This window comes from Streptomyces sp. NBC_00236, assembly GCF_036195045.1.
GTDB lineage: Bacteria > Actinomycetota > Actinomycetes > Streptomycetales > Streptomycetaceae > Streptomyces.
The window spans coordinates 1,942,464-1,954,603 of the sequence record NZ_CP108100.1; the positions used below are offsets into that span (position 1 = coordinate 1,942,464).

Genomic DNA, 12,140 nt, shown 5'->3' on the forward strand with positions numbered 1-12,140 from the left:
CCGGGCCGCACAAGGGCATCGGCCCGTGACTGGGGAATCCTGTGCTCCTGGTGAGCGTGGGGCAGGGCCGAGGAGGGCCGGGTGACGACCTATGACGATCGAGCGAGCCTCACAGATCTGACCACCACAGCGGAGCGGGTACGCAGGTCGGTGGAAGGTGTGATCGAGGGCAAGCCCGAGGTCGTACGCCTTTCGCTGACCGTGCTGCTCGCGGAGGGCCATCTCCTGATCGAGGACGTCCCCGGCGTGGGCAAGACCATGCTGGCCAAGGCGCTGGCACGGTCCATCGACTGCTCGGTGCGACGCATCCAGTTCACACCGGACCTGCTGCCCTCCGACATCACCGGTGTGTCCATCTTCGATCAGCAGCGGCGCGACTTCGAGTTCAAACCGGGCGCGATCTTCGCCCAGATCGTGATCGGCGACGAGATCAACCGCGCCTCGCCCAAGACCCAGTCCGCGCTGCTGGAGTCGATGGAGGAGCGTCAGGTCACCATCGACGGGCACACCTACGAGCTGCCCGACCCCTTCATGGTCGTGGCCACCCAGAACCCGGTGGAGATGGAGGGCACGTATCCGCTGCCCGAGGCCCAGCGCGACCGGTTCATGGCCCGGGTGTCGATCGGCTATCCCAGCGCCGAGGCCGAGCTGCAGATGCTCGACGTGCACGGCGGTGTCTCACCGCTCGACGACCTCCAGCCGGTGGCGCACGCCCACGACATCGTCAAGCTGATCGAGGCGGTGCGCGCGGTCCACGTCGCCGAAGCCGTCCGGCGGTACGCGGTGCAGCTCGTCGGGGCCACCCGGAACCACCCCGACCTCAGGCTCGGCGCATCACCGCGGGCCACCCTGCACCTGCTGCGCGCCGCCAAGGCCTCCGCGGCTCTGAGCGGGCGGGACTACTGCCTGCCGGACGACGTGCAGGCCCTCGCCGTCGCGGTGCTCGCCCACCGGCTGCTGCCCACCGCACAGGCCCAGCTGAACCGCCGCACCGCCGAACAGGTGGTCCTGGAGATCCTTCAGCAGACCCCCGTCCCGACCGCGTCGGGCGGAGCGGCCGTCCCGGCGCCCCAGCACCAGCCGGGTGCGGTGTACGGCGGCCGGCAGCAGCCGGGCGCACGGCGGCTCTGATGGCCGCCGGGGGGCCGCCCGCCATGGACGACAGCGACAGCAAGGGCGGTCTGCGGGCCGCCCTGGGCGGCCTGACCACGCGCGGCCGGTCCTTCCTCGCGGCCGGTGTGGCCGCCGCGGTCTGCGCCTACGTGCTGGGCCAGGGGGATCTCCTGCGGGTCGGTCTGCTGCTCGCCGTACTGCCGCTGGTCTGTGTGACGGCCCTGTTCCGGACCCGCTACCAGGTCGCCGGCACCCGCCGGCTCTCGCCGTCCCGGGTGCCCGCGGGCTCCGAGGCGCGGGTCCATCTGCGGATGGACAACGTCTCGCGGCTGCCCACAGGCCTGCTCATGCTCCAGGACCGGGTGCCGTACGTGCTCGGACCGCGGCCCCGCTTCGTCCTGGACCGGGTGGAGGCGAACGGCCGGCGCGAGGTGTCGTACCGGGTGCGGTCGGATCTGCGCGGGCGCTACCCGCTCGGTCCCCTGCAGCTGCGGCTGAGCGATCCTTTCGGGATGTGCGAGCTGACGCGCTCGTTCAGCGCGTACGACACGCTCGTCGTCATCCCGCGGACCGAACCGCTGCCCCCGGTGCGGCTGGCGGGCGAGGCATCCGGTTACGGCGAGGGGCGGCAGCGCTCGCCGGCGCTGGCGGGTGAGGACGACGTCATCCCGCGCGGCTACCGGCACGGCGACGACCTCCGCCGTGTCCACTGGCGCTCCACCGCGCGCTACGGCGAGCTGATGGTGCGCCGCGAGGAGCAGCCGCAGCGGGCCAGATGCACGGTGCTGCTGGACACGCGCCGAATCGCCTTCCAGGGCACGGGGCCCGACTCGGCGTTCGAGTGGGCCGTCTCCGGCGCGGCCTCCGCGCTCGTGCACATGCTGGAACGGGGTTTCGCGGTCCGGCTGGTGACCGACGACGGCACGGAGGTACCGGGCGCGAGCGGCTTCTCCGGCTCCACCCAGGACACGGCCGACTCGGCCGGACTGATGATGGACACCCTCGCCGTCGTCGACCACTCCGACGGCGAGGGCCTCGCCCGGGCGTACGACGTGCTCCGCGGCGGCGACGAGGGCCTGCTGATCGCCTTCCTCGGCGATCTGGACGACGAACAGGCCGCGGTGGCGGCGCGCATGCGACAGCGCGGCGGTGGGGCCGTCGCCTTCGTCCTGGACAGCGCCGCCTGGGTGCACGGCGCAACGCCCGCCTCCGACGCGGCCCGCGAGCAGCGGCTCCGGCTGCTGCGCGAGTCGGGATGGACGGCGGTTGCGGTCGGGCCGGGCACGGATCTGGCCCGGCTGTGGCAGCAGGCGAGCCATCAGGGTTCGCTGACCGGGTCCGCCGCGATGGGCGGCACGACCGGCGGCACGACGGGATTCTCCGGTGGTTGGTCATGAGAGGACGGTCATGAGCGGTCGTGGTCGGCTGGCGCTGTGCGCCTATGCGGCGACGCTGATGGCGGCGTGTTCGATGCTGCCACTGGTCGACCCCTACGCCTGGATCGTGCAGGCCGCGTTCCTGCTGGCCATCCAGTGCGGCGTGGGCGCGCTCGGCCGGCGGGTGCCGCTGCCGCGGGCGGCGACCGTCGCCGCTCAGGCACTGGTCCTGGTGGTGCTGTTGACCGTGGCGTTCGCCCGTCAGGAGGCGCTGGCGGGCTTCCTGCCCGGACCGCAGTCGGTGCAGCGGCTCGCCGACCTGCTGACCGTGGGTGCGGACGACGTCGGGCGGTACGCCATCCCGGCACCGGACACGGCGGGCATCCGGCTGATGCTGGTGGGCGGCGTGCTGCTGATCGGGCTCGCGGTGGACGCGCTGGCGGTCACGTTCCGCAGCGCCGCGCCGGCCGGGCTGCCCCTGCTGGCCCTCTACTCCGTCGCCGCCGGTCTCTCCGACGGTGGCGCGGACTGGCTGTGGTTCCTGCTGGCCGCCTGCGGCTATCTCCTCCTCCTGCTGGCCGAGGGCCGCGACCGGCTCTCCCAGTGGGGGCGGGTCTTCGCCGGGGCCGCCGCGGCCCGGGGCCGAGGTCATGCCTCCGGCATCGGCGCCCAGGGCGGCGGGGCGCTCGCCCCGGTGCGCACCGGGCGTCGCATCGGCGCGTTCGCCCTGGGCATCGCGCTGGTCGTGCCCGCGGCCCTGCCCGCGCTCGACAGCGGGCTGCTGGCCGGTACGGGCGGCGGCAACGGCAAGGGGCGCGGTGGCGGCACCATCTCCGCCGTGAACCCGCTGGTCTCCCTGCAGAACGACCTCAACCAGCCGGAGAACCGGGAGGTGATGTCGTACCGCACCAACTCGACCGGTGCGCAGGACTTCTACCTCCGCATCCTGGCCCTTGACCAGTTCAACGGGAGCGAATGGCGGGCCTCGACCCGCCGGCTGAAGGACGTTCCGAAACGGCTCCCGAACCCGCCCGGTCTGTCGCCGGACGTCGCCGTGACGGAGATCAGTACGAACATCTCCGCGTCGCCTTCCTACAAGCAGACCTACCTGCCGCTCCCCTACCCGGCGACCGAGGTGAGGGTCGACGGGCGCTGGCGGTTCGAGCCCGAGGGCCGCACCCTGGTCGGGGACGACGGCGAGACGACCGGCGGGGCGCAGTACGGGGTCTCCAGCCTGATCGTGCAGCCGACAGCCGGACAGCTCGCGAGCGCGGGCGAGGTTCCGGCAGCCCTGCTCCGCGAGTACACCCAGGTGCCCGGCTCGCTGCCCAAGGTGGTCCGGGCGACGGCCGACGAGGTCACGAAGGGCTCCGCCAACTCCTACGAGCAGGCGGTGAAGCTGCAGAACTACTTCGCCTCCGAGGGCGGCTTCACCTACGACACCTCGGTGAACTCGGGTACCGGCAGCGCGGCGATCGGCCGGTTCCTGAACGACCGGCGGGGCTTTTGCGTCCACTTCTCGTTCACCATGGCGGCGATGGCCCGGACGCTGGGCATCCCGGCCCGGGTCGCCGTCGGCTTCACGCCCGGCACGGCGCAGTCGGACGGTTCGATGTCGGTCGGTCTGCGTGATGCGCATGCCTGGCCGGAGCTGTACTTCGAGGGCATCGGCTGGACCCGCTTCGAGCCCACGCCGACACGTGGCTCGCTGCCGTCGTACACCCTGCCGGACGCCCCGTCCGGCGACTCCGCCGATCCGGCCCGGCCGGAGACGGAGGCCTCGGCAGCGGTGCCGGTCGCACCGTCCGCCTCGGACAGCTGCCCGGCGCAGACGGGCGGGCAGGGCGAGTGCGGCAGCTCGGCTCTTCCGGGTGCCGCCGCGCCCACGGACACGGGGACGTCGGCGGGCACCGTGCTCGGAGTGGTCCTGGTGGCCGTCCTCGTGCTGTTGCTCCCGCTGCTGCCCATGTTCTGGCGTATGCGGGTACGGGCCCGGAGGCTGGGCTCCTCCACCGGGCGCACCCCGGCGGACGCGACCGCGAGAACGCTGGCGGCCTGGCAGGAGATCACCGACACCGCCTGGGACCACGGCATCGAGCCGGACGAGTCGCTGACCCCGCGGAAGGCCGCGGCCCGGGTGGTACGGGCGGGTGAGCTGGACCCGGAGGTGGCCGAGGCGGTGCACCGGGTGGCGGGCGCGGTGGAGCAGGTGCTCTACGCGCCGGAGCCGCGGCCGGTGTCGGGGCTCGCGGAGGATGCGCAGGCGGTACGGGCGGGCCTGCGGGGCTCCGTCGGCCGGTTCGCCCGGTTCCGCGCGACAGTGGCACCACGCTCGGCCGTACGGGTGGTGTGGGCGGTGTCGGAGCGCCGGGCGGCCCTGGCCGGCCGATGGCGGGCGCCGCAGCGGCCCGCGTGGCTCCGCCTCCCGTCCCGCCAGCAGGGCTGACGCGTACGGGCCCCGGGCAGGCCCGTTCTGCGGGCCTGCCCGCGGGTCTGAGGCCCTGGGCGTCAGACCCGTCGCGCGGAACCGCCCGAGTTCTGAGGCCACGGGCCTTCCGCCCGGGGCCCCCGGGTTCTCAAGCCCAGGCGTCGGGCCTCCCGGACGGGGCCGCCCGGGACGGGGCCGCCCGAGGCATCAGGCCCTGAGCATCAGGCCCTTCCTGCAGGGCCGACCGGGGCATCGAGCCGCATCGAGCCCGAAGGCATCAAGGCCCGGGCCTCGGCTCCGCAGGCCTCGCCCGGGCACACGCGTGAGGGGCGGTCGCAGAAAAGCGACCGCCCCTCACCCATAAGTGTTCTGAGCGCTTACTGGCCCTGCTCATCACGGCGGCGCTGCCACCGCTGTTCGATCCGGTTCATCACGGACCTGCGCTGTTTGGGCTGTCGGCGCGGCTCCGCGCCACCCGCGCGGACTGCCTGTTGCTCGCCCGGTTTCGGCGCCTTGCGCCAACCCGTCACCGCGAGCACCGCGCAGCCCAGCATGACGAGGAACCCCACCACGCTGATCCAGATCTGCTGGGCGACCATTCCGGCCATGAGGAGCGCGATTCCCACCAGAAAGCCAGCAACTGCCTGGTAGACCCGTCGCCGGGTGTATGTACGCAGCCCACTTCCCTCGAGCGCTGTCGCGAACTTGGGATCTTCGGCGTACAGCGCTCGCTCCATTTGCTCGAGCATTCGCTGCTCGTGCTCCGAGAGCGGCACGGAGTCCTCCTCGTCGTCGGCCGCGGGGGGCGGCCGGTATGCGGCCCTTCCAGGATAGGCAGGGAATCGCCCCCGTGAAACCCGCCCTCATTGCCAATCAGCCAGTCCGGGCCGCCACGGCGGCTCAGCTGCTGAGGCGTTGATTCCCCAACCTCCGATCCGTCATGCCGGATGGTGTCCCCCGATCATACGGGGCCAAGGCTCCGATCGGGGCTGCTGGGGCGTACTCCGTCTGCAGCTGCGTTGCTGATCAGCCACGCTGCCGCCGTGATCGGCCGGTGGCGGGACGGCCCCTCAGGCCCGCTTGGTGCCCAGGACGTGCAGCTGGGTGGCCACCGCATGGAACGCGGACAGCTCAGCGGCCGCCGTCTCCAGCTTGAGCAGGGCCTCCATCGCGCCGGGCTCGGTGTCCACCAGGACCCCCGGCACCAGGTCGGCGAAGACACGTACCCCGTGGACCGCTCCGACCTCGATGTCCGCGCCCTCGACGAGCTCGGTGAGCTGCTCCGCCGTGTACCGCCGGGGCACCGGGTCGCCCTCGCCCCATCGGCCGTCCGGGTCGCTGAGCGCGTGGCGCGCCTCGGTGAAGTGGCCCGCGAGCGCCCGCGCCAGGACCGCGCCACCGAGTCCGGCGGCGAGCAGGCTGAGCGCTCCGGACGGGCGGAGCGCCTCCACCGCGTGCCGCACGCCCTCGGCGGGATCGTCCACGTACTCCAGGACTCCGTGGCAGAGCACGGCGTCGTATCCCCCGCGCCCGACCACGTCGAACAGGCCGAGGATGTCTCCCTGGACTCCGTTGACCCGGTCGGCGACCCCGGCCTCGGCCGCACGGCGCTCCAGCGCGAACAGCGCGTTGGGGCTCGGGTCGACGACGGTGACCCGGTGGCCCAGACGTGCGACGGGAACGGCGAAGTTGCCCGTACCGCCACCCGTGTCCAGTACGTCCAGGACGTCCCTGCCGGTCGCCTTGACCTGCCGGTCGAGAGCGTCTTTGAGGACCTCCCAGACCACAGCGGTACGGAGGGAGGCGCGGGGGCGCAGCTGGTCCGACACGGCAGTTGACTCCTCGGCACGGTGCCGCCGCTGAGGGCGGAGCGTGAACAGCGCAGGTGATAGGTCCCGTCCACCCTATTGCCTCGCGCCGCCGTCCCCGTCATCCCGCATCGGACCGTTCCGCGCGGGGCTGCGGAAGGACCGGCTGGAGCACCAGCAGCCGCTCCACCAGGCGAAGGAACATCGCCGCGTCGCGCAGCAGGTCGTCCGCGTCGCGCCGGCCGGCCGCGCCGGGTATGCCGGCTTCCGCCCGGGCCCGGCGGCGGGCGCCGGAGGCGAAGAGCGCGCTCCATTCGGTGAGCTCGGGGGCGATCTCCGGCAGGACCTCCCAGGCGCTGCGGATCCGCTCCCGCCGCCGTGGGGAGGTCTCGGGGCGCCCGCGGACGGCGAGCACCGCGGCCGCGGTGCGCAGCGCGGCGAGATGGGCGGTGGCGTAGCGCTCGTTCGGCACATCGAGAACAGCTGCCTCTTCCAGGCCGGCGCGGGCCTGGGCGAGGAGATCGAGGGCGGCGGGCGGCGCCGAGGTGCGCCGGAGTACGGGATGGACGTCGTGCGCCGGGCCGGTCGGTGAGGGGGCAGGGCCGTCTGCGCGGCGTCGCGGGGCGGCTGCTGCGGACGAGTGGGCCATGACAGAACCTCCTGTCTCGTAACGGCTTCGTGGCCGTCTGTATCCATCGTGACGGCCCCCACTGACAATCGGTCCAAATCAACCCCTGACCTGGCCTTTTGCCTCGATCGCAAGTTCGGGCTACCTTTTTGCACTGACTGGTCAGTTCAAAAGAAGGACAGGGGAGGGTCTGTGAACAGCCCGCACGGGGCAGCTGTCACCGCCGAAGGCCTCGGCCTCAAGGGGCCGCGCGGATGGGCTTTCCGGGGCGTGACGTTCAGCGCCGCCCCCGGGTCCCTGATCGCGATCGAGGGCCCGTCCGGCTCGGGCCGTACCTGCCTGCTGCTCGCCCTCACCGGCCGGATGCGCCCCACCGAGGGCGATGCCTCGACCGGCGGCCTGCGCCTGCCACGCCGGGCCGCCGCCGTACGCCGTATCGCGGCCCTGGGCACGGTGCCCGGAGTCAGCGAGCTCGACCCGGCATTCACGGTCGCCGAGCACCTGCGTGAACGTGCCCTGTTGCAGCGCCGCTTCGACGGCTCCCTTCGTGCCCTGCTGCGGCCGCGCCGCGAGCGCGTCGCCGCGGCCGGGGCCCGGATCGACGCCGCCCTGAAGGCGGCCGGACTCGACACCGCCACCCTGCCCAAGGCCGGACGGACCTCCGTAAGGGATCTGGAACGGCTGGAGGCCCTGCGGCTCTCCATCGCCCTCGCGCTGATCGGCCGGCCGCGGCTGCTCGCGGTGGACGACACCGACCTCAAGCTGTCCGACGCGGAACGCGCCGAGGCCTGGGAGCTGCTGCGTCACCTCGCCGCCGACGGCACGACCGTGCTGGCCGTGTGCAGGCAGGCCCCCGAGGACGCCGTCACCGTACGTACCGGCGCGACCGCAACCGCTGACCCCGCAGACGACGCCGGGGAGCGCCAGTCGTCGGCGGCCCCCGCACACGACCCCGGGGAGCCCGCGTCGCCGGCGGCCCCCGCACACGACGAAGGGACGGCCGATGCGTTCGCCGAGACTGGCCGCGCTTGAGCTCCGGCGCTTCGGCAGGGGGAAGCTGCCGCGCGCCGCACTGGCCGCGCTCCTGCTGCTCCCCCTGCTCTACGGCGCCCTGTACCTCTGGTCCTTCTGGGACCCCTACGGCCGCCTGGACCGCATCCCGGTCGCACTGGTCAACGACGACAAGGGCGCCACCGCCGCGGGCAGACACCTCGCGGCCGGGGACGAGATCACCGGCAAGCTGCTCGACTCCAAGGTCTTCGACTGGCACGAGGTGAGCGCCGCCGAGGCGGGCCGGGGCGTCGAGGACGGCACGTACTACCTCTCGCTGACCATGCCCCCGGACTTCAGCAGGCGCATCGCCTCCAGCGCCGGTGAGTCACCCGAGACGGGCGCGCTCCAGGTGCGCACCAACGACGCGAACAACTACATCGTCGGCCAGATCTCCCGCACGGTGTTCTCCGAGGTCCGCACCGCCGCGTCGGCCAACGCCTCCCGGGGCTTCCTCGACCGGATCTTCATCAACTTCTCCGATCTCCACGACGCGACGGCGAAGGCGGCCAAGGGCGCCGCCGATCTCGAGGGCGGGATCGGCAGGGCGAAGAAGGGCTCGAAGGACCTCGCGGACGGGCTCAAGGACGCGAAGGCCGGCAGCAGCCGGCTGGCCACCGGCATCGTCAAGCTGGACAAGGGCGCGGGCGACCTGGAGACCGGCTCGCGCCAGGTCGCGGACGGCACCCAGCTGCTCGCCGACAAGGTCAACGGCGTGGCCGCGGACGTCCGCCCGTTCCTGAAGGACAACGGCAAGGCGATCGGCGACACGGCCCGGCTCGTCGCCGACTCCTCGCAGACCGTACGGGACAACCTCGACCTGCTCGTGAAGGCGGCGCCCACCGCCGCCACCGCCGCCCACACGGCCTCCGACGACCTCGCCGAGGTCCACCGCACCCGGTGCGAGGAGCAGCCGCTCCCCGATGCCACCGTCTGCGCGCCGCTGAAGCGGGCCGTGACGGCGGCGGCCGACGTCGCCGCCGTGGCCGACGACGTGAACGTCCTGGTCAAGAACCAGAACGGGGACCTCAAGAAGCTGCGCGGCCAGTTGACCACCCTGCAGAAGCAGGCCGACGCCCTCGCCGAGCGCTCGCCCCACCTGGACGAGGACCTGGAGAGCGCCGTCAGGAAGGTCAACGCGCTCAACACCGGCGCCCACAAGGTCGCCAAGGGCGCGGACCGGCTCCACACCGGGCTGGCCACGGCCAAGTCGGGCTCCGCCGAGCTGAACACCGGGGTCGGCGACCTCAAGAAGGGCGCGACGAGCCTGGACAGCGGCCTGGTCCGCCTCGGCGACGGTTCTGCCACGCTGGCCAAGGGGCTCGACGACGGGGCCGGCAAGATCCCGGACTACGACAGGAAGGACCGCGACGCCCGTACTGAGGTCATGGCCGACCCCGTGCAGCTGGCATCCCGGTCACTGCACGCGGCTCCCAACTACGGCACCGGCTTCGCCCCCTACTTCATCCCGCTCTCCCTGTGGGTCGGCGCGATGGTGGCGTACATGCTCATCCAGCCGCTGAACCGGCGTGCCCTGGCCGCCGGGGCACCCGCCTGGCGGATCGCCCTCGCGGGCTGGCTGCCGGTGGCCGCGATCGGTCTCCTCCAGGTGGCCGCGCTGATGTCCGTACTGCACTGGGGGCTCGGCCTCCAGATGGCCAACGCCGCCGGGACCATCGGTTTCCTGGCCCTGGTCACCTGTTGCTTCGGCGCGATCGTGCAGTGGCTGAACGCCCGGTTCGGGGCCGCCGGCCGCATTCTCGTCCTCGCGGTGCTGATGCTCCAGCTGACCTCGGCCGGCGGCACGTACCCCGTACAGACGAGTCCGGGCTTCTTCAACGCGATCCATCCGTACCTGCCGATGAGTTACGTCGTCGAGGGCCTGCGCCGGCTGATCACGGGCGGCGGGCTCGGGCCGGTATGGCAGGGCTGTGCGGTGCTGCTGGCCTTCACCGCCGGGGCGCTCGCGCTGACGGCCTTGTCCGCCCGCCGCAAGCAGGTGTGGACCCTGGAGCGGCTGCATCCGGAGCTGAGTCTGTGAGCACTCCGGGACCTGTGAGAATCAGGAGCATGGAAAGCAGTAGCGCCACACGCCGCCAGGCCACCCGGCAGAAGCTCTACGAAGCGGCCGTGACCCTCATCGCCGAGAAGGGGTTCTCGGCGACGACGGTGGACGAGATCGCCGAGCGTGCCGGGGTGGCCAAGGGCACGGTGTACTACAACTTCAAGAGCAAGACCGAGCTCTTCGAGGAGCTGCTGCGCCACGGTGTCGGGCTGCTCGCCTCCTCGCTGCGCACGGCGGCGGAGGAGACCGACGAGCGCGGCGGCAGCCGGGTCGAGGCACTGGATGCCATGATCCGCGCCGCTCTGGTCTTCATCGACCGCTACCCGGCCTTCACCCAGCTGTACGTGGCCGAGCTGTGGCGCACCAACCGCGCCTGGCAGGCCACCCTGCTGGTGGTGCGTCAGGAGGCCGTCGCCGTGGTCGAGGGCGTGCTCAGGGAGGGCGTCGCGGGCGGCGAGCTCAGCGAGGAGATCGACATCCCGCTGACGGCGGCCGCCCTGGTCGGCATGGTGCTGGTGGCGGCGCTGGACTGGCAGGCGTTCCAGCCGGAGCGGTCGATCGACGACGTGCACTCCGCGCTGTCCCTGCTGCTGCACGGGCGGGTCGGCGGGCGCTGACCCCGGCCCCGCGAGGGTCCTGAACGCACGAAGACGCCGGTCCGGCGGAGCTCGATCCCCCCGAGGTCCTGAACGCACGAAGACGCCGGTCCGGCGGAGCTCGATCCCCCCGAGCCCCGCCCGACCGGCGTCTTCCGTGCTGCCGGAGAACCTTCCCCCGTGACCCCGTGTTCCCCCGTGGTCCCGAGTCCTCCGCCGTGCACCCCCGTTCGGAAGGAGTGCCGCGCCCGCTCCGCCGCCCCGTGCCGGCGGTACCGGCGCAGCGCCCCTTCCGTGGTCCCCACTCTGCCGTCCCCGCAGGCCGCGCCCCATCCGCACCCCTACTCATCTCAGGTCCTGGGTACGGGTACTCAGCCCTGCGCACCTGCGCCCTCCCGCACCCGTACACCACCTGGTTACGATCACCCCCGTGTCCGTACTCCCCCTGGTGTTCACGAGTGGCTGGGCGAGCGGGATCAACGCCTACGCGGTGGTCCTCCTCCTCGGCATCTTCGGCGCGACCGGTGTCACCGACGAGGTGCCGGCCTCGTTGCAGCGCACCGATGTCCTCGTCGTGGCCGGTGTGCTCTTCCTGTGCGAGGTGGTGGCGGACAAGATCCCGTACGTGGACTCGGTCTGGGACACCGCGCACACCGTCATCAGGCCGCTCGCCGGGGCGGTCGTTGCCGCGCTGCTGGCGGGCGAGAGCGGTTCGCTGCCGGAACTCGCCGCGGGGGCCATCGGCGGGTCCACCGCCCTGATGAGCCATCTGGTGAAGGCGGGCACCAGGATGGCGGTCAACACCTCCCCCGAGCCCTTCAGCAACATCGCGGTGAGCATCGCCGAGGACCTCGGGGTCGCCGGGGTCGTCACCTTCGCCATATTCCATCCGTGGATCGCGGCCTCCATCGCCGCGACGCTGCTGGTGCTCGGCCTGGTGATACTGGTCTTCCTGGCCTCCCGGATCCGCCGGTTCCTGCGCCGCAGAGCGCAGCGGCGCGAAGAGAAACGCCTGGCGGAAACCGTCTCCCACCGGCCTGACGGCTGAGCCGTCGGCAGCGGCCGTTAGAGTCGCC

General features: G+C 72.6%; 10 protein-coding genes. 7 read left to right on the plus strand and 3 right to left on the minus strand.

From position 1 onward, the window contains the following. Window positions 1-81: 81 nt before the first annotated feature. From OG446_RS08580 to OG446_RS08590, 3 genes are read left to right on the plus strand one after another with little or no spacing between them, the layout of a single operon-like run. Complete coding sequence (locus OG446_RS08580) at window positions 82-1,131, plus strand: AAA family ATPase (protein ID WP_326663239.1); 1,050 nt, start codon at window positions 82-84, stop codon at window positions 1,129-1,131. Beyond that, window positions 1,131-2,510 (plus strand): DUF58 domain-containing protein, encoded by a 1,380-nt coding sequence (locus OG446_RS08585; RefSeq protein ID WP_328893451.1) that lies wholly within the window; start codon window positions 1,131-1,133, stop codon window positions 2,508-2,510. The genes OG446_RS08580 and OG446_RS08585 overlap by 1 nt, the downstream gene beginning before the upstream one ends. 10 nt (window positions 2,511-2,520) lie before the next feature. Beyond that, entirely contained in the window at window positions 2,521-4,935 is a 2,415-nt protein-coding gene (locus OG446_RS08590; RefSeq protein ID WP_328893452.1) for a DUF3488 and transglutaminase-like domain-containing protein, read from the plus strand. A 359-nt stretch (window positions 4,936-5,294) separates the two neighbouring features. On the opposite strand, the gene OG446_RS08595 is transcribed toward OG446_RS08590, so the two are convergent. The 3 genes from OG446_RS08595 to OG446_RS08605 form a co-directional block, all read right to left on the minus strand. Next, window positions 5,295-5,693, minus strand: coding sequence for a DUF3040 domain-containing protein (locus OG446_RS08595; RefSeq protein ID WP_148017729.1), 399 nt, complete (start codon window positions 5,691-5,693; stop codon window positions 5,295-5,297). Between the two features lie 294 nt (window positions 5,694-5,987). Then, window positions 5,988-6,746 (minus strand): class I SAM-dependent methyltransferase, encoded by a 759-nt coding sequence (locus tag OG446_RS08600; protein WP_328893453.1) that lies wholly within the window; start codon window positions 6,744-6,746, stop codon window positions 5,988-5,990. A gap of 100 nt (window positions 6,747-6,846) precedes the next feature. Then, window positions 6,847-7,374: an SAV_6107 family HEPN domain-containing protein gene (locus OG446_RS08605; protein ID WP_328893454.1), complete on the minus strand. Its 528-nt coding sequence runs from the start codon at window positions 7,372-7,374 to the stop codon at window positions 6,847-6,849. A 171-nt stretch (window positions 7,375-7,545) separates the two neighbouring features. Here OG446_RS08605 and OG446_RS08610 point away from each other — a divergent pair, with 171 nt between their 5' ends. The 4 genes from OG446_RS08610 (at window position 7,546) to OG446_RS08625 (ending at window position 12,112) form a co-directional block, all read left to right on the plus strand. Beyond that, window positions 7,546-8,385, plus strand: a complete 840-nt coding sequence (locus OG446_RS08610; RefSeq protein WP_328893455.1) for an ATP-binding cassette domain-containing protein — start codon at window positions 7,546-7,548, stop codon at window positions 8,383-8,385. Next, window positions 8,357-10,444 carry a YhgE/Pip domain-containing protein gene (locus OG446_RS08615; RefSeq protein WP_328893456.1) on the plus strand — a complete coding sequence of 696 codons (2,088 nt, stop codon included), beginning with the start codon at window positions 8,357-8,359 and terminating at the stop codon, window positions 10,442-10,444. The genes OG446_RS08610 and OG446_RS08615 overlap by 29 nt, the downstream gene beginning before the upstream one ends. Window positions 10,445-10,473: 29 nt before the next feature. Continuing rightward, window positions 10,474-11,085 (plus strand): TetR/AcrR family transcriptional regulator, encoded by a 612-nt coding sequence (locus OG446_RS08620; protein ID WP_328893457.1) that lies wholly within the window; start codon window positions 10,474-10,476, stop codon window positions 11,083-11,085. A 409-nt stretch (window positions 11,086-11,494) separates the two neighbouring features. Further along, the gene (locus OG446_RS08625; RefSeq protein ID WP_328893458.1) at window positions 11,495-12,112 is read left to right on the plus strand and encodes a DUF4126 domain-containing protein; all 618 of its coding nucleotides are present in this window, start codon (window positions 11,495-11,497) and stop codon (window positions 12,110-12,112) included. Window positions 12,113-12,140: the final 28 nt, after the last annotated feature.

Coding starts and splice junctions, on each gene's coding strand:
- OG446_RS08585 (WP_328893451.1), top strand. CDS start 1,131: ATGGCCGCCGGGGGGCCGCCCGCCATGGACGACAGCGACAGCAAGGGC.
- OG446_RS08590 (WP_328893452.1), top strand. CDS start 2,521: ATGAGCGGTCGTGGTCGGCTGGCGCTGTGCGCCTATGCGGCGACGCTG.
- OG446_RS08605 (WP_328893454.1), bottom strand. CDS start 7,374: ATGGCCCACTCGTCCGCAGCAGCCGCCCCGCGACGCCGCGCAGACGGC.
- OG446_RS08615 (WP_328893456.1), top strand. CDS start 8,357: ATGCGTTCGCCGAGACTGGCCGCGCTTGAGCTCCGGCGCTTCGGCAGG.
- OG446_RS08620 (WP_328893457.1), top strand. CDS start 10,474: ATGGAAAGCAGTAGCGCCACACGCCGCCAGGCCACCCGGCAGAAGCTC.